We start from the raw sequence: 24,327 nt of genomic DNA on the forward strand, positions 1-24,327 counted from the left end.
TCTATTTTATCCTGAATTTCACGTAAGTAATAGGTTTTCCTCTTTCAAGATACTGTTTTTCATAGAAAGTTTGAATCTCCCGTACTTCTTTTGGGGAATATTCATTTTTATAAATATCATGATGAGCATAAATTACTTCATGACCCTCTCCATGCAAAAGCCCAAGGGTATAACCATGCATAAATTCGCTGTCGGTTTTTAGATTAACAAAACCTTCCGGTTTAAGAATATGTTTATACTTCTGCAGGAATTCTGTATTTGTTAAACGGTGTTTTGTTCTTTTATACTTAATCTGCGGATCGGGAAAGGTAATCCATATTTCTTCCACTTCATTTTCAGCAAAAACGTGATCAATAAGTTCTATTTGTGTGCGTAAAAAGGCAACATTGGAAAGATTTTCTTCCAGAGCGGTCTTAGCTCCACGCCAGAACCGTGCACCCTTTATGTCAATTCCTATAAAATTAGCTCCGGAGTTTTGCTTTGCCAGCCCAACACTGTATTCTCCTTTTCCGCAGCCCAGTTCCAGGATAACAGGTTTATTATTTCCGAAGAATTCATTCCACCGGCCCTTCCATTTGAAATTTTCATCGGTTAATTCTTCCCGTGAAGGTTGAATAACATTTGAAAAATTCTCATTTTCCCTGAATCTCTTAAGCTTATTTTTACTTCCCACGTGATTATTTAATATTTTGGTAAAATTAACGAAAATAGACCACTCCATTAATTCCCTGTCCTTTACGCTTTGACAATTACCTTTTTATCCAACATTTGTCTAACATAAGCTTTTTTTAAGAGTATCTTAAGACTATGGTGGCCAAACAAACCTTATAAAAGCTCAACCCTTTTTAACTTAAAATACTTTGTAAAAGTACGGTTTTTAGATAGATCTTATTTTATCCGTGGTATATGAGGTAAATGATTTTATGATAAATCCAAAGGTGTGAAGCCAGATAGCACAACCCACCACATTTAATAAATTACATTGATGAAACCTTGGATAATGTACAAATGATTGATGGTAGTGATATCATAGCCAGAATGTTAATAGAAGAGGGTGGAAAATAAGGTTCTTTAAATACTGTATTGATTTTTCTTTCTCTTCATAGTTGTTCTAATAATGAATTAAAGAAATTAGCCTCCTAATTTATAAAAGATTAAATTTCTAACGTTTTAATTATAAAGTGCTTCCAAATAAATTACCAAATATCCTCTAGGTCTCAAAATGACTATATCCATAGTTCTTTTGATAAAAGCTAATTAAATAGACTTCGAGTTATCATTACCTTCTTAACTTTTGCTACGGTAGCTGTACTTTTTCCAGTTATGTCAGCAATGTCTCTATACTGCATGCCCTTCTTCAACTTAGCTACAATAAGAGGATGCCTTTCTAACAGTTTCGTATCGGACTGTATTGACCCTGGTTTACGGCCCTTAAACTTACCTTTAGCCTTTGCTATCTGAATACCCTCTCTAGTCCTTTCTTTGATTCTTGAACGTTCCATCTCAGCAATAGAACCCATTACACTAACCACAACCTTCGCAATAGGGTTCTCCTTACCATTAATAATGGTTTGAAAACCTTCCTTGTTACTCTGAACATTAATTCCATTTTGGGTAAAGAGTTCGATGGTATGAAGAATATCTATTAAATTACGTCCTAGACGGTCAATGCTGTCGATATATACAGTTATATCTTCAGAAGACTTTTTAAAAGATGTTATTTGGTCAAATAATTTTACGGCTTCGGGCCGCTCCATAAAAGGGATATTACCCTGAACTTTATCGACAAATAAGTTGTTCGGTTTAAATCCAGTAATCTTTTTAAAGCTTTCAGTTTGTCTACTTAAGTTTTGACCTGCAGTTGAAACCCTAGAATAAAAATATAAAGGCATGGTGGAATAGTTTTGAATAAAAACAAAGATACAAAATAATTCATTTTTAGACTATAAATTATTTTAAAACATTATGGACGGTTTTGCTGAGCCTGGCGATTAATTATTGAATTAATTTAAAACTACAGTCTAAATTTAAAACATACTATTATCAAAAAGGATTTCTTGATTCCTCCTTTGTGATAATCATTCCATCACCAACAGTTTTATGATTTTTTAAAAAGGTGACAATAAGACTGTTTTAAAAATTCAAAAACCGTTAGATTCGTATCAATATAAAAAATAAATGTAATAGGGCATTTATTAGCTTGGTACCAGTAATTTAAAAACAGATGTTTGGAATAAAAAGTAAAATAAATGATGGAATGCTATATCTCTTAAACGATATGGTCGAAAATCAAGTTGTTAATGCAAAAAAAGAATTAACTGAACTTCCAGAAGAAAATAGTGAAAGAAGAGAATTTTTAACTGCTCAAATTGCAGCTTATGAAGCACAACTTAAACAATTCAAAGAAGACATAGATAAACAACTGTCTGAGAAATTTCAGTTTTCTGTTGAAGAACTTTATGCAATGTATGGTCAATATGACCGTAAATATATATCAGTAGAGTTCCATAAATTTTCAGAGTCTGCTGCAAAATTTGGTAGGAATATTGGTGGAGTTCTAACATATTATAAGAAAGAACGAGAGGAGTTAGAGGATGCTATTTCACAAGAAAATGTTCCGAGAACAAATGGATTGGTAAAGATTGACTGTTCAAAAGACGAGAAACTGTCTGATGGCCAAAAAAAAGAGCTAATCGAAAACGGATTTGTTTCAGGCGATATTTATGAAGTTTTAGCTTCTGACTTTCCAGTTGCAAAATCTTATAATCAGACTGGAGTAAAAGATATTCCTAACACAATTACTGTAAATGTCGACCCGACTGACTTTGACCCAAATAGCGCTTACTTATGGTTATATGGTCAGAGAATAAAAAATGGAGTCTTTCTAATCGAGGAAGAAATTGCTAAATTCTGCGGACTTTCTTTGTATTTAAAACCTGGTTCTGAAAACTATGATTTCGTTAAAGAAAATGGTTTTGATGAAAATGGTCAAAAACTGACAAAGGTTAGATATTTTGAACTTGAGGCTAAACTTTACGCCACAGATATAAGTAAAGAGGAACTTTTAGAATTTAACGAATTTCTTCAAGCTCGCAAAGTAGAAAGAATTGAAGCAATCAAAAAGGAAATTAAGAGGTCGACTAATAAAACCCTCGAACAATTTGCAGAAGAATATCCTGATATTTATTCTGAACTTCAAAAATCAAGGGTTCAATTTGAAACCGAAAGTCTTGAATATCATGAGGTAGTTATACCAATTTATTGGGATTACCCAAGTTTCCTTCATATATATTTAAGACATTGTGATGAACTTGCTATTGAAGGCCATTTTGAGAATAAAACGAAATTTCAGTACACTCAAAAAGATATTAAACGGATTTTAAAAATTGCAATAGAAGAATTAAAACCACAAATAAACGAGAAATTAAAAGAAGGAAAGGATTTCAGAATTTATGGAGATAGGTCATTATATTTTAATGGTAATCACTATTCTCTACATATTTTGGCTGATGGTCGAGTAGCAGCATTCCATCCAATGGAAAATCCGACTGAATAAAACTACTGGTAACACATATAAAAACAATGCTAAAATCTGTCTCAAATCCAAACTCCTTGCTCGCTTGCTTAGTGGATTCTCCTGCTTACAATCACGCTTGCCAGCTCGCTGTTTTTATACGGGCCGTTGGCGGTAATTAGAAAAAATGACGGATATTGATTTTGACATCTTAACTCAGAAGGTAACGAATACAGCATTACAAGTTACACCAATTATAAGTGTTCCCAATCCACCTTCTGCCATTCCTTTGGGCTGTGGAATTTTTCTCAAAATAAATGATGACAGATATTTAATTAGTGCAGGACATCTTTTAAACTTAGAGGATTGGCCAAAACTTATGGTTCCTGGAGCTGATGATAAATTGGTTTTACTAAACGGGGTTGTTATAACAACGTATAAAGACTCAAGTACTAACAATAAAATTGATTTTGGCATATTAAAATTTTCAGCAAGGCAAAATAAGCATTTCGTTGGTGGAAATTTAGGTTTTTGTAATCCTTCAAATATTATTGTAAATCATAAAGTCCAACAAGGTGGATATTATGTAATTGCAGGATATCCTGTCTCGGGGGTAAAAAAAACAAGTGGCAAAGCTGAATTCAAGCCTATTCCAGTTAAATTTTTGACATACCCAATAAAAGAAAATAAATATGAAAAATTTGGTTTCAACCCTGACCACTTTATTTTAGTGAAATATCAAAGAAAACTAGTCCCATTTGGTTCAAAGGAAAAACAAATTACCAAAGAATTAAAAGGAATTAGTGGAAGTGGACTTTGGTATATTCCAAATTGGAATGACAGAAAAAAAGGAGTTCCTAAATTCTATCTTGTCGGGATTATGACTGAGAACTATAAAGACAAAGGATTTGTAGCAGCATTGAGAATTGATTTTGCGACAGAGGCAATTAAACAGTTTTTTATTTATTCACCATTTGAGCATACTCAATTTGATTTCGGAGTTAATATTAAAAACTTATATGGTTCGGAAATAAAATAACTACCGCCAATAACAACATATCTAAAAAATGCTTAAACCTGTCTTAAATCGAAACTCGGTGCTCGTTTGTTGATTGACCTGAGGAAAAAATTCGCCATCTTGCACTGTCAAAATTTAAACATAAAAAAATCATTAGAATGAATAAAGAACAACAAGAAGAATTTGAAAATCAGAAAAAACAATCGATTTTAAAGAACTTGAACATATTGAATAATGACCCAAAATTTGCAAATATAAAGAAATGCTATTTCAACAATTTTGAAACTATCAAATCTTTGATTTTAAGCAGTAATTCGCACCTTGCCATTGAGGATATAAATGAATTATGTCAATTGGATTACAATAAAATGGACAGTTTTGTAATGAAGGATATCAACAACGGGATACAGCAGAATATTATAAATAAATCCAACATAATATAGTCCACCGAAGATTAATATCCTTTTTCTAATGATGCTGCCCCAGGGATGAAGTCGTAGGGCACGCTCGATTTTTCATTACAATAATTGGAAAGGTCCAATTACGAAAAAATTGGGGGTATGAAAAGAGATTTTAGCTTTAAGAAGTCGTGAGTAAAAAGGATTGAGGCTTCGGGAAGGTGTTATATGTTGTAGAAGTACTTTGAAATTATCAGTAAAACGAGTTAGTTACCCTTTGAAATGGGCTATTGGGGAAGCCCCATAAATATTGATAAAAGCTTCGAGGGTTCTGGAGCCTCTTTTTCTGACTAAAATCACTCTTATTTACCAGACATATAAGAATATCTTGCCAAATCTAAATTGGAAACCATTGTTAAAGTATAGTCTGAACTGAAACAAGGGGTAAATGGAATTGAAATGCACCTTGAATATGCGTAAGAGCTAAAACTTATCTATTTTTAATTTGTGCCTGTAGTAATAGGTCTTTTCACGTGGCAACATATTCTCCCTTGAATCCTTCCTTAATTTTTCTATATTTATCTTATGGGAAATAAGGGTTATATAAAGGCATATGGTATTCATTATATTGGTGCTTTGTCAAAGATTAAAAAAAATGACAAATTTCTACAGCCAATTTTTGAAGCTATTACTAATTCCTTAGAATCAATCAGGATACTAAAGAAGAAAACTGGAATTAATAGAGGACCCCAAATTAATCTGAAATTGTACTTCACGAAAAATCTTTTATCAGAAGAGGATAAAAAATACAATTTTGAAAAACTGGAAATAACAGATACGGGCATAGGTTTTGATGATACTGAATTTGAAAGATTAATTGCCCTTAACAATGATGAAAAAGGCTTCTTCAATAAAGGTACGGGAAGAGTTCAATTTCTCCACAACTTCAATAAAACCAAGGTGGTAAGTTTTTTTAGAGATGAAACTTCCTTAACAGGTTTCAGAGAACGGATATTCACTTTGTCGAAGTCCAAACCCTTCATGAAAGAAAATTCAATCATCAGGCTGGAAGAAGGGAATTTCAATGAAATTAAAACCAATAACTCCTTTACATCCCTCACTTTCGAGGGGTTACTTGAGGAGCGAGATAAAAGTTTTTATGATTCATTGACAGTGGCAGAATTAAAAGAGCAAATTTTAACACATTATCTTGCATATTTTTGTGAAAACAGAGAAAATTTACCTCGCATTCTTATAACGCCCATTATTAATAACAAACCAGGAGAATCTTTAGAAATTATGTCTGAAGATATCCCCATTCCAGACAAAGAAGAGAATGTTATTGTTCACTACTGTACAATGCAGGAAGGTCAGGTTAAAAAAACCTCAAAGAAGGAAACTCTGAAACTTAAAGCTTTTAAGTTATCTGCAGAAAAATTGGAGAGAAATGAACTTAAACTTGTCAGCAAAGGAGAACTTGCTAATAATATTAAGTTAGAAAATCTTTTGGCCCAAGATGAAATAGACGGGAATAGATACCTATTCTTATTATCAGGCGATTATATTGATGAGAGGGATAGTGATACGAGAGGTAAAATTAGGATACCCCAAAAAAAAGAATTTAAAAAGCGGGATAGCCTTGAAATTTTCGAGGATGAGGAAATTTTGCTGGAAGATATTGAAGAGAAAACTAACAATGTAATCCTATCAATATATGATGAAATAAAAAAACACATTGAAGATAAACAGAAGAACATTAAGCAGCTTCAAAAAATGTTTTTGTTAAATCCTAGAATATTAGATTCTGTAAGAAATAAAATAAAAATCGGGGATTCAGATGATGTCATTCTGCGAAAGGTCTATGAAGCGGAGGCAAAACTAACAGCCGATGGAGATGCGGAATTGAAAAAGCAAATTGAAGCTTTGTCTCATTTGAATACCTCCCATCCCGATTATAACCGTGTGCTTATGCAGCAAGTAGAAGAAGTGGTTCGAGCCATTCCGCTGCAGAATAGAACGGCTCTAACTCATTATGTAGCTAGGCGTCAGTTAGTACTTGAGCTGTTTAATAAAATTATAAGAAAAGAGCTAGACATTCAGAAAGACAGCAAAAAAAATATGGATGAAAAACTAATGCATAACTTAATTTTCCAGCAGAGTACGGATGATACGGAGCATAGCGATTTATGGTTGCTAAATGAAGAATATATCTATTTTAGAGGGACATCTGAAGGGCAGCTGAACAAAATCTCAATAGATGGTGAACCCATCCTTAAAGAAGTGTTAACAGAAGAAGAGGATGAATACAGATTAAAGCAGCAGGGTGATGCTAACCAAAAAAGACCTGATATTTTGCTTTTTCCAAAAGAAGGCAAGTGTATAATAATAGAATTAAAATCTTTAGATACAAATATATCTGAACACCTCAATCAAATAAATAGGTATGCCTCTTTAATAAACAATCTTTCAAAAGAAAAATATAACTTCCATACCTATTATGGATATTTAATAGGTGAAAATATCGACATAGATGACATTGAAGATAATGATAGTGATTTTAAACCTGCTCATCAATTAAATTTCCTGTTCCGACCCCACAAGAGAATTGTAGGGAAATTTGGTAAGAATGATGGTGCACTTTATACGGAAGTTATAAAATATTCTACTATTCTAGAGCGGGCCTTAGTCCGAAATGAAGTTTTTATCCAAAAATTAACCACTCCAATAAAACCCAATAAAGACCATTCTATTAAAGTAACCACAGAAACCGTTGATTTATCAGAATTGGCGAAAAGGTGATTTCCAATTTTTCGAAATGCTTCACTTGTCCAATGCTCTGTGTGAAGATTTATCGAATCACCTATAATAATGACTCAAAATCAATCCAAAAAAAGATGGTAAAAAATGAAACTAAATATCTTCAATGGCTAAATGATAATGGTGTGGGTAAAAGAGATAATATTGCTTCTTCCCCCAAATCTTATATTTCCTATTTAAATACAGTTTCTCAGATTATTGGAGAAGATATATCGGAAAAAAACCTGTATAATGAAAACTGTATTTCGTTCTTGGAGGAAAAGATGAAGGGAGCAAGAAGTGCTAAATCCATTTCCAATTACAAATCTGCTATGCGGCAATATGTGAAGATGGTTCAGAAATAAAAAATACGGTTACTAGGAATTATCAAATTGGTCACACCCCTATGGTGGAGTTAAAGGAATATTTAAAGGACGGTAATAGATGCATCCTGTGCGTTGCACGAAAAAAACTTATCAGAATAACTCCTGAGGAAGTTGTTCGTCAAAGAACAATAAATAAACTTATTTCTGAAAATGGTGTCCCCCGTCAGATGATTGATGCAGAAGTTCCTCTATCATACTATAAAAAAGGTGCTAGTGGACGTGCCGATATCATTGTATCGGGTATTGCTAAAGATGGCGATAACCATATACCACTAGTCCTGGTGGAGTGCAAAGAACCCAATGTTCTTTTGACAGATAGGGTGGAATATCAAATTCTTAGGTACGACAGTGTTGTGCGGGCAAAAATTTTGCTTTTAACCAACGGGCGGGATGAAATTGTGTTCCATTATCTTTCTGAAGAAGACCGATATCAGCAACTAAATGGTTTACCACAGTATGAAGACTTGCTAGACACGGATTATTATGAGCCCAAAGAGCTTGAAGTTGTTGATTGGCAAAGGCCATCTCATAACATTCTTGATGATAGACTTATCAAAGAACTTAAAGAGTATGGTCATATAGGAGAAGATTCTGATTCACAATACCATTCCCTATTGGTAAATCTATTAGGTTTAATATTTGACCCCAATTCCAATATTGAGAGTCTAAACCTTCCGTCTAGAAGGTTGATAGAAGATGGCGGTATGCGATTTACAACATTCGGTAACGCTTCAGGAGGAGGTTTCCCTAGAGATTACAGATATTTAATTTTTGAACGAAATGACGGAGAAACTCAAATTTTAAGCTTTACCATTATGGGAAAACTTAGTGCTGTAAATCATCCCTTATATAGAAATAGCAACGGTCACTCTCTGTTCCTTTTTGCAATTGATGATTACGAAAACAGCCACCTTTCATTTGAATATGCTATTGATAGATTTGTAGTAAAAGAAAACCAAACGTTTACTTTTTGGCACGATGGGACCTTAACTCTAGGCAAAAGGGGAAGAGTTAAGAATCAGGAGGTCATAGATTACATGAAAGGTCGCAGACCTGAATTAATAAGAGATGGTAAAGTTTATTTAGGTCAAGTAGACAACAGCATCCAATTCGAGTGGCACCAAGAGGATGTCCAAAATTTAATAACAAACTTTATTGCATACTCCTTCCTTCGGGATGAGTTTAGAAACAGCAAAAAGTATTTAAGTTAATCTCTGGGTGCAAGTGAATATAAACCCCATTATGGTCTGACATTATCTTTCCTTGAGGGGTGAAATTGTACCAAGCCCATATCTCCGTATTAGTCTTATCAATGACCTGAAGAACCAACGATAATATGAGTTAAAGAGGAAGCCAAAACACTAAGCATTTTTCACGTAAGAACTGGGGGTTAAGTATAGTGAAAGCTTCAAGTTCTCATTACAAGAACTTAAATGAAATAATTAAGACAAAAGAAAAGAGAAAAAAGAATCAAACTGCAGTTCAGAAAAATTACGGATAAATTTAATTAAGATATTTCAGAACCAAAAAATCTCGCAGTCTTTGAAAAAACCGTAAAATTATTTTGCTCCATTAGCAATAGTAAAAAAAGTATAAAGGCTTTACAAAATATTAAAAGCTTTAAACTTTAATGTAAAAAATGCGATGAAGATTTCAATTTAGAGAACTATTTCAACAAGCAGTATTATTTGGTCGTTTTTAAAAAAGGACATTCCCGATTTATATTACTTGAATGTATTGAAAAAGCCAAAAGAAAATAGAAGGTAATTGAAAGAAATTGCTGCAAAACTCGCTACTTACCTTATTGGTCATATGAGCTCTGAGTGTTTATATGGTTAAGTTTTTTCCATTCTTAATAATCAGAGAATTAAAACTTTTTACGGTCTTCTATGCTTGACCTGATGACGCCATAGTCAGATTTATCAATCATTTCATTTCTTGCTAATCCATTTGCAGGTTTCGTCAGGTGCCAATTTCTACCCATTAATTCTCTTACGGGTGGATATGCCGTTATTTTTCCTTCTGGAACTATCCCGTAAATTTTTTTAAAAAGAACCGCCTCAAATAATTCATCTAAGACGTAAGTCAACATGCTTGCCCAAGCTAGTATAGGGAAAATCATAGGCCAAGCAAAACCAAAGTATTCCGCAACTAGAGTAATAGTAATAATAAAACAAATTACAAATAGCGGTAAGGAAATATATAGAAACTTTAATTCGTGCTTGTTATGACACTTTTTACACCGTGGTATATTCAATTTTTTTGTCCTGTAGGAGTAGCCCGTTATTTCCACTAAATTCTGCTTTACCACACCCACCATTTCATGTGTATAAAAAGACTTTTCATCATGAGTATAGGCTCCACAATAAAAGCATTCTTGTAAATCCATTATATATCTTTTATATAGTTATTACTCTGAATGAAATTAATGTACTCTTCCGAATAAAATCTTTTTTGAATATTTTCCTCGGCTTGTTTTTGATAATAACCTTGGGATATGAGGAATTCCAAAAAATCCTCATCATTCCATCTATCAGTAACACCGTCATCAGGTCTGTATTTAGATTCTACAATACGTTCTTTAGGTTCTCCGCTTTTATGTTGTGTAATAAAGTATATTTGAGAATTTTGTAAATCAAGTAAGTAATAACTCTGATAGGTAATATATGCGGTTTTAGAAAATTCACCCTTTTCATCATAATATGCACCTGCTTCTTCCAAACTCAATGTCTGAAAGACTAAGAAGTCAGACTGATTTACATCTAATGAAACCTGGTAGGAATGAGAAAGCAATTCCTTATTTAAAAAATGGTCCATTTCAAACACATCTTGGGCATTTTCATCAAGAGATAATCGAGCTGTAATAACTGAACTACCATCCAAAGGGAGTATCTGTTTTTGATAGGCTAAATGATGGAACCTATCTCCATCATCAATCTTTCTAAGTTTATTCTTTATCTCTGAATTTAGACTCGTATTAAACCTATTGTCCAAATCCTTGATGTACCTGTCCTCTTTATCATAAGCACTCTCGCAGCTAATTATTATTAGCAGTAACGTTAATAAGGGAAATAAGGATTTTTCTCTCATACTTTTTAACCATTTAACTGTTTATAAACTCTCTTAAGAAGATAATTTTTCACCAATACCCCAAATTCCTTATCATCCATAATCTTGGTAAAGATGTCTTGATTTTGCTCCATACGACCTATTAGCTTGTCCATAAAGGCATCTTCAAAGCCAAACTTAAAGTTCTCCATAGTATTGCTTTTAGCCTGCTCAGATAGCTTCTCATCTTTAGCTAATTCCGTTTCCATCTGGTCAAAGAATAGTTTATCTGCATCGTTAAACTCAGTTCCAAAACGGTGGTTTAATACCTCTATTATTTCGGATAATTGACCTTCTTCTTCCTTAGGTTTTCTTATACCCGCATCACCACCACTTTTCAGCTCTGCTTCTCCTTCACTTACTAGGTTTATATTTGCATCTGCAATTTTCTGTAACCTATAATACTCCAATGATACTTCATCTCCCAATTCAAATTTATTGGCTTGATTATTACGGGGTAACTTCTTTAGTAAGAACCTTCCGTATGTGTAAAGCTTTTCTAATTCAACATCAGAAAACGGCATAATTTGGGTTAAAAACGAATACAGACGAGTAAAAGACTGTAGTGCATTTTTAAAATCATCCTGAGATATTTGGTTGGTCAAATTATTACGTAATTCTCCACTACCATCTGGCAAGCGTTTATATCTTTCTACTGCAGGGTCTATAAATCCATTAAGTTTCTTCTGCTCCCCTTTGGATAAAGTAGCTGAGGATTTGTAAAAAATATTACAAAAGTTATCTACTTCAGTATCCCAAATTATCTGAGCATTTTCAATCACAGATTTTAAATCATATAAATGGTTCGGGTCTGAATTTTCCTGAATGGTCGTTAACTCGTAATAGTCCTGAAATGATTTTAATATATCTTCGGTATCATTAGCAAAATCCAGAATAAAGGTATCTTCTTTACCTGGATGGGTTCTATTTAACCTGGATAAAGTTTGAACACACTTAACACCTGATAACTTTTTATCTACATACATTGTATGTAATAATGGCTGGTCAAAACCTGTTTGATATTTATCAGCAACCAATAGTATTTGGTATTCATTAGAAGAAAATTTTGTAGGAAGTTCTTTTTCCTTAAAGCCGTTTATCTCAGGTTCTGTGATTCCTTCTGGATAAGTATCGTACATTACCTTTCCTGAGAACGCTACCAGGGTTTTAATATCCTTATAACCCTTAGACTTAATATATTTATCAAACTCTTCTTTATATCTTACCGCATGGAGCCTAGAGCTACTAACTACCATAGCTTTCGCTTTACCTCCTATTTTTTTGGCCACCACCTGTCTAAAGTGTTCTACCATCACTTCTGCCTTTTGAGCAAGATTATGAGGATGTAAAGACATAAATCTACCTATGGCCCTGGCTGCTTGTTTTTTATTGACCTTTGGGTCATCTTCAATCTCTTTAGATAATCGAAAATATGTTTTATAAGTTGTATAATTTTTAAGTACATCCAGAATGAAGCCTTCTTCAATAGCCTGCCTCATCGAATATAAATGAAAGGGTTTGGGTTTACCATTTTTATCAGGAGTTCCAAATACTTCTACTGTCTTAGGTTTTGGCGTAGCGGTAAACCCGAAAAAACTAAGATTGTTCTGCTTACCCCTGGACTCCATAGACTTTCTTATACTATCTTCAGCATCTTCATCAAGACCTGAATCCAGGTCCTCTTGCTCTGCTTGTTCCAAGGATTTAGTCGATAATACTTCTTTCATTTTTTTTGTTGCTTCACCACCCTGAGATGAATGTGCTTCATCAATTATAACGGCATAATTTCTTGAAGGTAGCTCCTCAATCTTATCCAGAACGAATGGAAACTTCTGGAGGGTTGTAATTATAATATTACAACCAGCCCCTAAAGCATCGGCAAGTTGTTGGGAATCTTTATCAATTTTTTGAACCACACCCTGTTTATGTTCAAACTGGTAAATGGTATTTTGTAATTGGGAATCGAGAACCCGTCTATCTGTAATAACGATAACGGAATCAAAAACCCGTTCATCTTGATTATTATGAAGACTGGATAACCTATAACTAAGCCATGCTATGGAATTTGATTTTCCTGAACCAGCCGAGTGTTGAATTAAGTAATTTTCACCCGCCCCTTTTATCTTGGCATCTTTAGTCAACTTTCTAACCACATCCATTTGGTGGTAACGAGGAAAAATCATTGTTTCCTTGGTTTTAACTACCCCATTCATCTCAAACTCTACTACATTTAAATGAAGAAATTTTCCGATTAGGTCTAGAAAGGAATCTTTAGCCCATACTTTCTCCCATAGGTATGAAGTCCTATAATTATCTTGGATTGGTGGGTTACCCGCACCATTGTTGTAACCAGTATTAAAAGGTAAATATCTTGTATTTTTCCCAGCTAATTTAGTAGTCATATAACACTCATCAGTATCTACTGCAAAATGAACTAGAGAACGTTTTTTAAATTTAAATATAGGTTCGTTAGGCTCACGGTCAAAGATATATTGGGTTTTTGCATTACCTACATTCTGACCAGAAAACTGATTTTTAAGCTCTACAGTCGTGATTGGCAAACCGTTTAGGGATAATACCAGATCTAAAGAGTTCTTCCCTTTACGCTCATAATACAACTGCCTGATAACGGTTAAGCTATTCTTGTTGTATAAAACTTCCGCATCTGGATTTAAATTGGTTTCAGGTTTAAAATATGCCATCTGAAATTTCACCCCATAATCAGTAAATCCATTTCTTAAAATATCCAGCGTACCCCTAAGGTCCATCTCCTGAAGTAACCTTCGAACCACTTTGGCTTCTACATCATCAACATGAATACTTTCAAGCTTTTGCCAGGGTTTTGGCTGGGAATTCTTTAAAAAATCTGTGATATACTCAGGAAAAACCCCTAGATGCGTATCAAAGTCTTTAGAATAACCACGCTTATACCCACCATCTTCAATTAAAGAATGTTCTATACTTATTTCGAATGTTGTTTCCGTATGTATATTATTGCTCATAGGCAGTTAGTTTATCTTTTTGCATTACAAATTTGATGGAGTCCAGACAAAGTACATTATAAACAAGGTTGAAAATTATATTTACCGTCTTGCATACTAACTTTTAATTGGGTTTCGGGCCTTACTCTCATCTTATCAAAGAAGTTCTTCCCTACCTTTAAAATTGAGGACCTACCTTCTTTATGGATGTAATTTATTGAGTAATTCTTCCCCAAATACTTAATGTTTACTACACGAGATTGATTGGGGAAGTAATCCTTAAAATCTACTGTAATTCTCAATTGCCCTTTTTCAATATCCTTTTTAGTGATACTATTACCAGGTTTCGGTATAACAAATGTTTTTTCACTCTTGTTTATGGGTACCTTCTTTTTCTCAGGGCTACGCTGAAATTGTGTAGCAAGTGTCTTCTGGACTTTCTCAGCCTCTACACCAATCAGTTTAGAATAGTAGGAATCTTTATTAGGTAAGGTGGCATTATGAAAAGGAACTTCATAAATAGCCGTATTGCCGTATGTTCCTATTTTCCCATAACGGTTTTGATTAAAGGTAATACCTGAATACTTTCTAAACGCTTCACCAACCTTACTATGCATAAGGCAAAGCCTATCTACTTTATTATTTTTTAAAATACCCAAAATACGTCTTACATCTTCAGGCTGAGTCTCAACTTTAGTACTATCAGTTTCCACAATAGTTCTTATCAAATCAGTAACCCCAATTCTCCAATTTTTATGATTAATAGATGTGCCACCAAATACCAATTCATCTCCTTCCAGTTTGTTGGCTATGGGCGTTTTAATTATTCCAACCCGATACAATAAGTTCCAAAATGATAGATTGTTGGTGAACCAGTGACCATTATTATTTGAGTTAACGGGTGCGTTCAAGGCCACAAAAATTAAGTCCATCTCTGGATGTATATATTCACTAAGGTTAACTTTTGCAGACATATTTTTTAATTGACCATTACTTCTTCCCGAACATCTATCTTTCCTGTTACCACCTCACTGATTAATGCTGTTTTATATTCTTTAAGAAGTTTGATTTCCTTATCAACTTTCATGATAATCTTATCAGAACGTTGATTCTCCCTGAATATAAAGTTTACGATATCGATTTGTTCTTTTTCCGATGGAAATGGAATCGGAAATTTATTCAAAGAATACAGACTTAAATTATTAATAGTCGAACCTGATAACTGTAAATTAATAAAATCAGAAGCTGATTTAGATTTGAGAAAATAATATACATAATACTTGTTTATCGAATTTATTAGCTTGAGATAGCCAACGCTCTTACTTAACATTACTTTCTCTGTATTATAAAAAGCTAAATTACCAATGGTCCCGTTTAAAGAAATTAATAAAGTGTTTTTGTCAAGACCCCTATTATTGGACATATACTCCTTTTCAGATACAAACTTTGTTTTATCAGTAATTCTAATTCCTCCTTTATAGAGATTATTACCATTTATAAAAGGGAACGAGGATTTTTCCACATAAGCTGGAGTTCCATGTAAACCATCACCAATTTTATTCGTAATAAAACCAATTCTATTCATTTCCCAATGCTTAGGAATTTCCCCTAGCCACTTCACACCAGAATTTTTCATGGGTACCTCTGCGTTTAATCCTTTTGTAACTGCTTGGTTGATAACAGCCGTTTGTTCTTCTTCCAATAGCTTAATTAAGCTTTCCTTCTTGATAACGAGGTTATCGATTTCTGTAGTTTTTTGGTTTAGGTAAGTGGTAATTGCAGTTTGTTCTTCCTTTGACGGGAGGGGAAAATTAAATTCATCAAAAACATACTGATATAGATGTTGAATAGTAGAACCAGATTTATTAAAATCGTAAAAGGCAGAAAATATATCTGATACTAATACCCAATAAAGGAACTTATTAGAATATTCTATATTTAATGGTCTGGTGACAAAAATCCCACTATTTAAGGTTGCCACTTTAGGCATATCTTCTACCAATGCTATCTTCCCAATAGTACCATCTTTAGTGATCAGCAAATCATCTTCCTTAAGTTGGATGTATGGGTCTTCATCGTAACGGTCTCTACTTATTTGATAACAATTCTCCCAATCAATTTTCCCATTTTTGAAATCTGTTCCAGTCACAGCAATACTATCACTCTCTTTTCTAAACTCATCGGAACGCAGCCCTTTCCAGCCAATCCTACCTTTTACGTAGGTGGTATGTTTTATTCTCTTTAATGACCAGGATTTAGGAATTGCACCAATCCATTCAACACCCGAATCTTTATATGAATCGTATTTATTCATTAGAAGTATTTTCCAAATTCTTTAGCCATTTTTTCCGCAGTGGTCATTAGCCACTGGAAATATTCAGGCCAATTATCCTCTATAGATACATCAGCAGTTCTTTCAGTTTTTATTCTAGAAGCTTTACGATTTTCCAATTCCATCCATACCAAATCAAAATCCAGATTATTCGAAATGGATTCCTTATTAAATTTAAGTTTTTCATATAGCTCTGGACAGTCAGGGATATAAATACCGCTGGATATCAAATTTTCTCTTGAGCTTATTGTTAGGCTTAAGTTAGCATCTGAAGTCCCGATACTGATATCATACCAATGCTGAGCCCGAGGTTTTCTTCCGACACGTAAAGAAGTATTATGCTCTTCTGTAAAGTTTTTAAACTCTTGCCAGAATTCTAATTGTGATAATTTAGTATCGGTAAGTTCTTTTGATTGACCTTCGCCTTCCTTTAGCGTTTTTGCCCATTCGTTGGGTTGAACAAGTATATGAAACTTCGGGGCAAAAGGGGATTCCCCTATTTGCCATAATTCCATGCGAATTAGAAAAAAACTAAATTGGGCGTTGGTGTTATTATTTAACCATTCTACCGCCTTTTGATGTTCTTCTCTAACATCCTTAACTATCCAGATTATAACATCGGCATCATAACCAGAAGCATAAGTAATTAACTGACCAAGATGTTTATGGTCAGTATATTCCAATTGATTCTCAATTATCACTCTCTTTTTCGAATCTTCATCCACGGCTACCAAATCAACATTATATCTTCCAATTGCCTCTTCAGCCTGTACTTCTGTAAGTGATATTCCGATTTCATCACTTAGCAACGAAATATTTTCTTCTCTGGCCAGCCATCTGGTAAAATCTAAGGCTTCATGTGCCCAATAGCTTCTTAAATCTATCTTTTTTAATGTACCTAGGTTAGTTGTCATTTATTTAATATCTTCTAATACTTTTTATTAAATGTTTTATGAAATTACCTGCTTAACCATATTATCAGTTTCCTCTTCTAATGCCAGTATATCAGCTCTAATCTCATCCAGTGAACGCAATGGCTTGTATTCGTAAAAATACTTGGTGAAGTTTATTTCGTAACCTGTTTTAGTTTTGCTTTCATCAATCCACGCATAAGGAACATGAGGTAAAACTTCCCGTTTCATATATTCCTGAATATCTTCTTTTAAGGGTATGTTTTCAGTATCACGTAGGCTACTATCGGGTTTAGGCTTACCGTTTTTATCCTTTACGATTTTGCCGCTCTTTTTAAGTGGTCTTTCTACAGTTACTTTATGATAACCAAAATCTTTATTATCAAATACTTTACAAAATTCACTTTCATCAAAATTACCATACACTTGTGTGAGTTGCTCTATTTGAGAATCAGATATTTCTTTACGCTTATTTCCTAAACTTTTACTCATCTTCTCATAGAACCCAACCCCATTGATAAGCTGTACCTTCCCACGCCTTTCAGGCTCTTTATGGTTACTTAAAAGCCAAATGTAAGTGCTTATCCCAGTATTATAAAAAAGTTGGTCTGGAAGCGCTATAACGGCTTCTAAAAGGTCGTTCTCTATTATCCATTGGCGAATTGAACTTTCATTCTTCTTAGAGCTTGGTGAACCACTAAATAAGGGTGAGCCATTTAATACAATAGCCAACCTGGAACCTTCAGGTTTCATTTTTGAAATCAAGTTCATTAGGAATAGAAAGGACCCATCGCTCTTTGATGGTAAGCCTGGCCCAAAACGACCACCATGTCCCAAATCATCATGTTCTTCCTGTACCTCTTTAGCAACTTTACCCCACTTCACTCCAAATGGTGGGTTGGTGATGAGGTAATCAAATTTTTGATTTCGGAATTGGTCACCCTTTTGCTTTGGTGAATCCTTATATTTAAGGCTATTACCTTTTTCTATATTGGAAGCTTTCTGCCCCTTTATTAGCATATCACTCTTACAGATAGCATAAGACTCAGAATTCAATTCCTGGCCAAAAACCTGTAGCCTAGCATCTGGATTTAATTCGTTAAGATATTCTTCAGCAACCGACAACATTCCTCCAGTTCCTGCACAACAATCAAAAATGGTTTTTACCACACCTTTTTTTGTTAGGATATCACGGTCGTTCATAAATAGAAGATTAACCATGAGTTTTATAACTTCCCTAGGGGTAAAATGTTCCCCAGCCGTATCATTACTTATCTCAGCAAATTTTCTAATGAGTTCTTCAAACATATAACCCATTTCCAAACTGGTCACCTTTTCTGGGTGTAGGTCCACTTCCTGAAACCGCTTGAGCACCATAAATAGTAGATTGTTATCATCTAAAATAGTGATTTGAACATCGAAGTTAAACTCTTCAATTATCTCCCTGGCTTCTTGTGAAAAACCGTTGATATAGTTCCTCAGATTAGATGCTAAGTTATTCGGGTCGGCAATAAGTTTATCAAAATTGAAGTTGCTTCGATTATGGAAGTTATATCCAGCCTCTTTATTTAGTATTGGGTCCAGGTTTTGAATATTCATGTTTTTAACCTGATCATATTTCTTTAAAACATTGACTTTGGTGTTTTCCAAGACACAATCTAATCTCCGTAGTACTGTGAACGGAAGTATTACCTTTCCATAGTCACTTTGCTTATAATCTCCTCTTAGAAGGTCTGCTATAGACCATATAAAATTAGCTGATTCTTTAACGTTGGTCATTATATTCTATAAATCTTAATTTTTGTTAAATATATAAAAAGTATGTCTAGAAGCTTTATATCTTCCCGTAAGGGATTTGTAATCTTCTAAACTCATATCCCCACCCTCTTTTTTCATTATTTAGTATTTACTAAAGTATTCTTATAATTAAAAACCCCTCCAGGTGTACACCTGTGGAATGATTTACTATAGTAAGTTAAACTAGGGTAGAGCCTAAATTAAAAAGGTAAATTACCTATAGTAATATTTTCATGAAGTATATCTCCAATATATGATTCATTTGAGTTGAAGTAGCTTACCTCGAATTCATAATTATTAACAAAACGTGGTAAAGCTGAATTAAGTTTCCATGGTAAAAACAAAAGACCATCGTGTAATCTTATACCTTCATTATCCAGATGGTCATTATAGGTAATTATTATATCTTTCTCAAATCTTGTCATTTGTTTATAAAACGAGCCTTTTTCCACCTGAGCTGTAAGTGAAGCCAAATTTGCTGCACTACTTTTCTCGTAGCCACAAATTTCATGATAAAACCTTTCAGCTTCATTCCTCTTCAGATGATAGGAGTTTAAAATGTGACTATATAATTGTTTAGCTTTATTTCTACTGATGTCTTGATTAGAAATAATGTTCCCGTACACATCCTTATACATTTTTGTGCCAATTAATTTATCTACAAATTGGGCGTTGGCACTTACTAAATCAACAAGCACCAATTTAAATGGAATAAGGGGACGAAAAAGTTTAGGTAATCTAGTGGCGGGATTAAATACCCTACTGTTTTTTTCTTCAAAATCAGCTTCAGGGTTAATAAGATATAGTATAAAATCCTTAAAAGAATTTTTTATTGATTTCTCACTATATCTGCAAAATGCTAAGGATTTTGGATTATCCAACCCTGTTTCAACAATTCGTTTTATATCAGAAATTTCGGAATCTGTTAGGGCACTCCCCAATTCTAATTCTACTTTACTTTTAACCACATCCAAGGCACTAGAAACAGATTTATTTTCCATTTCTAAAATTTTTAAATCAGCCGCAGAAGCTCTAATAATAAAATATCTTTTGATATCTATAGGCAAATCCAGTTTTTCCATTCGATAGACAGCATAAAATAAGTGCCAATGATATAGATAATCATCAAGCTTTTCCTTAATTTCTGGCTTTACTAAATCTTTGATTTGACGAAGAGATTGGTCAGTTCGTTTCTTGAAATCTGTAAAATTTTTATCGGTAAAGTTGCGCTGGAAAAGCTTATCTAAATAAGCATATAAATCACGTTGTTTTAGTTTTTCATTATTTAATTTTTTTAATATTTCCGTATCATTTATAATCTTTAATATAATGCTAGTAAGGCGTTCCATAACTTGGTTATGATTATGAGATCCTTGTTGAGCAAAGTTCACTTTACTAACCACCTCGTCATACCGCAACTGCATATTAATTAAATCCCCCCTCATCAAATTAGTAAGTCTCTCATTGAACCTGATTGATTTACTATTTAATTCTTCCAAATTAGGTGCTTGGTAAGGAATCATACTATAACCATAACTTTGAAAATAAGATTTAATAAAATCTTTATTCATTAACTGATATCGATATATCTGTGTTAGCGTATTGGTTGCTATCGCAGCTCGATCACAAAAAAGTTCTTTTGTGATTTTATCACTTTTTTTAATCTGAAATGAATCCCAATATTTAGAAGCCTTTTGGGTAGTAAATTCTATTTCTTCCTTAAAATTATCTAATTCTAAATTTACAGCTGAGTCCACATCACCATCCAATTTACCTAATCGTGAATTCACAAATAATGCATTATGAAGCGTCCCACGGCACCTATAAAGGGCCTGAATAACCTGGCTTAAGGGTGTAGTAGTTGCAGGATGACCAGCCTCACTTATCACTACAATAGAAATATCCTGCTCGATATCAAAGCCAATAAAATATTTCCCGCTATATATAATTAAGTTATTAACGTCAAATAAATCCTCATCAGTTAGCACATCGGTTTTAACATCATATGCTTCCAATTTTAATTCTAAATTGTGGCCGACTAAACTTTTTTGAAGTTCAGATATTTTTTTGCGATGAACTTTACTGTTGTTTGAGAAACAAGCTACCTTCCGCCCCTCTTCCAGTTCCCTATGCATAAAAATGAAGGCATCTTTATACTTTGTGGTATATAAAAGATTTTTTGTTTCCTTCTTAGATGGTCCTATTTGAATATAATTAATCTCAATATTGGATGGCACATCTATATTCCTATAATTGGGAGTAGCCGTAGTAAGGGTAAAATTGGCCTTCCATTTATTAAATAGAAGTTCCAGAAAACGACCGCAATTAGCTCTTAAACTCGACTGAAATACTACATTATCATACTCATCAACCACCACAGGAATTGTTAATAGTCGGTCAAATAAATTTGGATTCTTGTCTCGGATACTGCAAATAGAATCAGGTGTACAATTAATTATTAGGTTTTGTTTATTTTTAGGAACAGAAATAAAGTAATCACTTACCGTCTTCCATTTACCATTTAAACCTGTACACTTAAAAAACTGTTTATCGCTTTTATAGCTTGAGGCAGCATATGATTTTTTTTTAATCATTGGAGTTAAGGGGCTAATTATGATTAAATTTCCAGCCTGATAATTCATTAGAGCTGTGGTCACTCCCACCCCAGGAGCAGTTTTAGTAATATATTTATTTTTCGAAAAGTCATATAGCTCTGCTAATGCTTTTCCATTTATATATTGGCCTTGAAATAGTATTTTATTTTCGTTCATTTTAGACAATAATTTACACCCTCGTAAGAGGCGAGTGTTTTTTTAGTACTTGGTTTGATTTTTAGTCAGTAAATACATCAGTTGGAGCAAACCAGAAATTAATGATGCCCTACAAATTAACTATATGTACTACTTATTGTAAGTAATATTTCAATCGATAAATATTATACAAATATATTTTGTGAAGAGCATAAAAACAACGGTTCCAACTGAAATTAATTAACAAATATTCTCTAGAATTTTAACATTTAATCAAACCTCCAATAACCCGCTTAAAAATTCGTTGTTTACTCCAATCTCATACCACCCCCTACTTGGGTTTTTCATTATACCCAGTCCTTGCCCCGTTACCGTTCTTTTCATACCTCCCTGTTAAGTAAAAATTCTATCCATGCAGGTATCCGCTTTAAAAAATTTTCATGAAAATTATGCGATTTCTATAGGTCCTTTATTCAAATTCTATGACAAGTATCTGCTAGGGGGATATGAGGTGAAAAATGTAACCTCAGGGGGATATGAGGTGAAATAGTAGCCTTCTATGTGAGATAAGCAATCTAATATTAACTATTTTTTAGTTACAACAAAAAGTCCAAAATTGGAATTATTAAATATGGCTCTAAATATTGATTTCTTAACGAAACTATTATTATAAATCATTTTATAACATTAAAATTCCTAGAAAGAATAATCACAAGTCGGCTAACTGGTCGTTGTAAGAATCTAATTTAGCATTATGTAAGCTGCTAATATAGTTTTGGGTAATAGCTATTGATGAATGTCCTAATAACATACTCAAGTGATGTACGTTCGCACCCATATCCACCAGCAATTGGCTGTATGTATGCCGAGCAGCATGGCTTGTAAATTTAGGTATTTTCAGTTTTTTAGCTATTTCCTTTAAATTGTAATTTAGCCTTTGATTTGCACTAATTAGCTTATTTTTTGCTGCGGTAGACATATATCCGTTTGGCTGCACTTCAATATCCTTGGCAAAGTCAAAAACGGTAGTAGTAAGTTCATTCGCTGTCAGTTGATACAAATACACTTTAATTAACTCATTAAGTTGCGCTTGTGAAGCTTTTAGCTTATTTGCTAATTGGAGTTGGTCCAATTCCGTTTTTTCGTGATTATCAAGCTGTAATACATACCCCTCGATATTGCTTAGATATAAATCAATCTTGTGCCTTATATCAATGGGAAAAGCAATGGATAAAAAATGGATGGCCTTGTAACTCAACTTGCTATTCACATTTTTCTTAGTTTTATTTTGAAAATAGCTGAGGTATATACCATGCTCCTTAACCAAAATATTTTCCCACTTTAATAATAGTAAGTCTCCTACCCTCATGCCACCACCATATAGCTGAAAAAGGAACATTTTGCGACCATAGTTTTGTTTGCTTGGCAATTCGATACTTGATATTTGATTAACCTGCGAAATATTTAGGCTTTTACTCTGTTTACGACACGTGGGCTTAGTTTGGGTGTCTATAAAAGGATGCACACGATATTGAACAATTTGGTATTTTACCGCCTTATTCACAATAGCTTTTAGAAAGGATAAGTATATTTTTCCAGATAAATTTCCAATACCCTTTGTAGTTAAAAATGTTTGATAAGCCTTTACAATTTCGGGGGTAAGGAATGCTAGCTTTAATGCTGGTTGTTTGGTATTAACTAAAAACAAACGGAAATTATTAAATGCTGTTCGGTATGCTGCCTTTGTCGATGGGTTTTCAATGGTAGGTATATATTTCTCCCAGTAATCCAGTATAATGGTGTTGCCAACATTTAATACCTCTATACTATTATAATTTTCATTAAGCTGCCCTAAAATGCTATTTATCTTTTCATTAAATTTTTTATAGTTAGCATTTGCTGATAGAACTTGTTGTTTATCTTTACTCCAGTGCGTTTTTAAAACCTTAATCCCTAAAGATTTTAATCTAGATTTTCGGTTGGTAGTAGTACGAACATTTAAATAAATATAACGTCTATTTTTTGGGTCTTCTTTGCCTGTAATTTTCACCGTTGTGCTCATCTTTGTTTAGAATAAATTATTAATAAAAACAGTAAAAAAGCTTTGTCCAACATTTGTCCAACAAATGGAGGATTTTAACGGTATTTATCGCATCTTGAGAGAGTACGAGATTCTAAAAAACAGGGAGGGAAATATTAACACAAAACGTTCGGAAGCCTTTCTCTAACTCTTCTCTTGATGGCTGAATTACATTCGAAAATTCTTCGTTTTCTTTAAATCGTTTAAGCTTATTTTTACTTCCCACGTATAATTTAATATTTTGGTAAAATTAACA

The 24,327-nt window shown here is 33.4% G+C and carries 17 protein-coding genes and 1 pseudogene; 6 read left to right on the forward strand and 12 right to left on the reverse strand.

Translation table 11 applies throughout. The annotated features are described in order from the left end of the window. Position 1: 1 nt before the first annotated feature. Together trmB and RM539_RS00760 are read right to left on the reverse strand one after the other, a co-directional pair. Positions 2 to 673 carry a tRNA (guanosine(46)-N7)-methyltransferase TrmB gene (trmB, locus tag RM539_RS00755; RefSeq protein WP_311501881.1) on the reverse strand — a complete coding sequence of 224 codons (672 nt, stop codon included), beginning with the start codon at positions 671 to 673 and terminating at the stop codon, positions 2 to 4. Between the two features lie 580 nt (positions 674 to 1,253). Further along, on the reverse strand, positions 1,254 to 1,892 hold the full coding sequence (locus tag RM539_RS00760) for a recombinase family protein (protein ID WP_311501556.1): 639 nt from the start codon (positions 1,890 to 1,892) through the stop codon (positions 1,254 to 1,256). Positions 1,893 to 2,224: 332 nt separating this feature from the next. Here RM539_RS00760 and RM539_RS00765 point away from each other — a divergent pair, with 332 nt between their 5' ends. The 6 genes from RM539_RS00765 (at position 2,225) to RM539_RS00790 (ending at position 9,323) form a co-directional block, all read left to right on the forward strand. After that, a complete protein-coding gene (locus tag RM539_RS00765; RefSeq protein ID WP_311501557.1) occupies positions 2,225 to 3,556 on the forward strand; it encodes a hypothetical protein in 1,332 nt (443 codons plus the stop codon). 145 nt (positions 3,557 to 3,701) lie between these two features. Next, complete coding sequence (locus RM539_RS00770) at positions 3,702 to 4,553, forward strand: hypothetical protein (RefSeq protein ID WP_311501558.1); 852 nt, start codon at positions 3,702 to 3,704, stop codon at positions 4,551 to 4,553. Positions 4,554 to 4,690: 137 nt separating this feature from the next. Next, positions 4,691 to 4,975 (forward strand): hypothetical protein, encoded by a 285-nt coding sequence (locus RM539_RS00775; RefSeq protein WP_311501559.1) that lies wholly within the window; start codon positions 4,691 to 4,693, stop codon positions 4,973 to 4,975. Between the two features lie 540 nt (positions 4,976 to 5,515). Next, complete coding sequence (locus tag RM539_RS00780; RefSeq protein ID WP_311501560.1) at positions 5,516 to 7,729, forward strand: hypothetical protein; 2,214 nt, start codon at positions 5,516 to 5,518, stop codon at positions 7,727 to 7,729. Positions 7,730 to 7,824: 95 nt separating this feature from the next. Next, positions 7,825 to 8,091, forward strand: coding sequence for a hypothetical protein (locus tag RM539_RS00785; RefSeq protein ID WP_311501561.1), 267 nt, complete (start codon positions 7,825 to 7,827; stop codon positions 8,089 to 8,091). A 41-nt stretch (positions 8,092 to 8,132) separates the two neighbouring features. Continuing rightward, positions 8,133 to 9,323, forward strand: coding sequence for a type I restriction enzyme HsdR N-terminal domain-containing protein (locus RM539_RS00790; protein WP_311501562.1), 1,191 nt, complete (start codon positions 8,133 to 8,135; stop codon positions 9,321 to 9,323). Between the two features lie 656 nt (positions 9,324 to 9,979). Here the strand turns inward: RM539_RS00790 and RM539_RS00795 are convergent. The 10 genes and pseudogenes from RM539_RS00795 to RM539_RS00840 form a co-directional block, all read right to left on the reverse strand. Next, the gene (locus RM539_RS00795; RefSeq protein WP_311501563.1) at positions 9,980 to 10,501 is read right to left on the reverse strand and encodes a hypothetical protein; all 522 of its coding nucleotides are present in this window, start codon (positions 10,499 to 10,501) and stop codon (positions 9,980 to 9,982) included. Further along, positions 10,501 to 11,202 (reverse strand): hypothetical protein, encoded by a 702-nt coding sequence (locus RM539_RS00800; RefSeq protein ID WP_311501564.1) that lies wholly within the window; start codon positions 11,200 to 11,202, stop codon positions 10,501 to 10,503. Before RM539_RS00800 ends, RM539_RS00795 begins: the two co-directional genes overlap by 1 nt. A gap of 5 nt (positions 11,203 to 11,207) precedes the next feature. Beyond that, positions 11,208 to 14,222: a type I restriction endonuclease subunit R gene (locus RM539_RS00805; protein ID WP_311501565.1), complete on the reverse strand. Its 3,015-nt coding sequence runs from the start codon at positions 14,220 to 14,222 to the stop codon at positions 11,208 to 11,210. Between the two features lie 56 nt (positions 14,223 to 14,278). Next, positions 14,279 to 15,175, reverse strand: a complete 897-nt coding sequence (locus RM539_RS00810) for a uracil-DNA glycosylase family protein (protein ID WP_311501566.1) — start codon at positions 15,173 to 15,175, stop codon at positions 14,279 to 14,281. 5 nt (positions 15,176 to 15,180) lie between these two features. After that, the gene (locus RM539_RS00815; protein WP_311501567.1) at positions 15,181 to 16,515 is read right to left on the reverse strand and encodes a restriction endonuclease subunit S; all 1,335 of its coding nucleotides are present in this window, start codon (positions 16,513 to 16,515) and stop codon (positions 15,181 to 15,183) included. Beyond that, positions 16,515 to 17,447, reverse strand: coding sequence for a DUF4268 domain-containing protein (locus RM539_RS00820; protein ID WP_311501568.1), 933 nt, complete (start codon positions 17,445 to 17,447; stop codon positions 16,515 to 16,517). Before RM539_RS00820 ends, RM539_RS00815 begins: the two co-directional genes overlap by 1 nt. 36 nt (positions 17,448 to 17,483) lie before the next feature. Continuing rightward, the gene (locus RM539_RS00825) at positions 17,484 to 19,223 is read right to left on the reverse strand and encodes a type I restriction-modification system subunit M (protein WP_311501569.1); all 1,740 of its coding nucleotides are present in this window, start codon (positions 19,221 to 19,223) and stop codon (positions 17,484 to 17,486) included. Positions 19,224 to 19,441: 218 nt separating this feature from the next. Next, positions 19,442 to 22,012, reverse strand: coding sequence for a hypothetical protein (locus tag RM539_RS00830; RefSeq protein ID WP_311501570.1), 2,571 nt, complete (start codon positions 22,010 to 22,012; stop codon positions 19,442 to 19,444). 688 nt (positions 22,013 to 22,700) lie between these two features. Further along, a complete protein-coding gene (locus RM539_RS00835) occupies positions 22,701 to 24,053 on the reverse strand; it encodes a tyrosine-type recombinase/integrase (protein ID WP_311501571.1) in 1,353 nt (450 codons plus the stop codon). A gap of 154 nt (positions 24,054 to 24,207) precedes the next feature. Further along, a pseudogene (locus RM539_RS00840) lies at positions 24,208 to 24,297 on the reverse strand (tRNA (guanosine(46)-N7)-methyltransferase TrmB); the annotation flags it as partial. Positions 24,298 to 24,327: the final 30 nt, after the last annotated feature.

The organism is Autumnicola musiva, from assembly GCF_031846585.1.
Taxonomy (GTDB): Bacteria; Bacteroidota; Bacteroidia; order Flavobacteriales; family Flavobacteriaceae; genus Autumnicola; species Autumnicola musiva.

Coding starts and splice junctions, on each gene's coding strand:
- RM539_RS00760 (WP_311501556.1), bottom strand. CDS start 1,892: ATGCCTTTATATTTTTATTCTAGGGTTTCAACTGCAGGTCAAAACTTA.
- RM539_RS00765 (WP_311501557.1), top strand. CDS start 2,225: ATGTTTGGAATAAAAAGTAAAATAAATGATGGAATGCTATATCTCTTA.
- RM539_RS00770 (WP_311501558.1), top strand. CDS start 3,702: ATGACGGATATTGATTTTGACATCTTAACTCAGAAGGTAACGAATACA.
- RM539_RS00775 (WP_311501559.1), top strand. CDS start 4,691: ATGAATAAAGAACAACAAGAAGAATTTGAAAATCAGAAAAAACAATCG.
- RM539_RS00780 (WP_311501560.1), top strand. CDS start 5,516: ATGGGAAATAAGGGTTATATAAAGGCATATGGTATTCATTATATTGGT.
- RM539_RS00785 (WP_311501561.1), top strand. CDS start 7,825: ATGGTAAAAAATGAAACTAAATATCTTCAATGGCTAAATGATAATGGT.
- RM539_RS00790 (WP_311501562.1), top strand. CDS start 8,133: ATGGTGGAGTTAAAGGAATATTTAAAGGACGGTAATAGATGCATCCTG.
- RM539_RS00795 (WP_311501563.1), bottom strand. CDS start 10,501: ATGGATTTACAAGAATGCTTTTATTGTGGAGCCTATACTCATGATGAA.
- RM539_RS00800 (WP_311501564.1), bottom strand. CDS start 11,202: ATGAGAGAAAAATCCTTATTTCCCTTATTAACGTTACTGCTAATAATA.
- RM539_RS00805 (WP_311501565.1), bottom strand. CDS start 14,222: ATGAGCAATAATATACATACGGAAACAACATTCGAAATAAGTATAGAA.
- RM539_RS00810 (WP_311501566.1), bottom strand. CDS start 15,175: ATGTCTGCAAAAGTTAACCTTAGTGAATATATACATCCAGAGATGGAC.
- RM539_RS00815 (WP_311501567.1), bottom strand. CDS start 16,515: ATGAATAAATACGATTCATATAAAGATTCGGGTGTTGAATGGATTGGT.
- RM539_RS00820 (WP_311501568.1), bottom strand. CDS start 17,447: ATGACAACTAACCTAGGTACATTAAAAAAGATAGATTTAAGAAGCTAT.
- RM539_RS00825 (WP_311501569.1), bottom strand. CDS start 19,223: ATGACCAACGTTAAAGAATCAGCTAATTTTATATGGTCTATAGCAGAC.
- RM539_RS00830 (WP_311501570.1), bottom strand. CDS start 22,012: ATGAACGAAAATAAAATACTATTTCAAGGCCAATATATAAATGGAAAA.
- RM539_RS00835 (WP_311501571.1), bottom strand. CDS start 24,053: ATGAGCACAACGGTGAAAATTACAGGCAAAGAAGACCCAAAAAATAGA.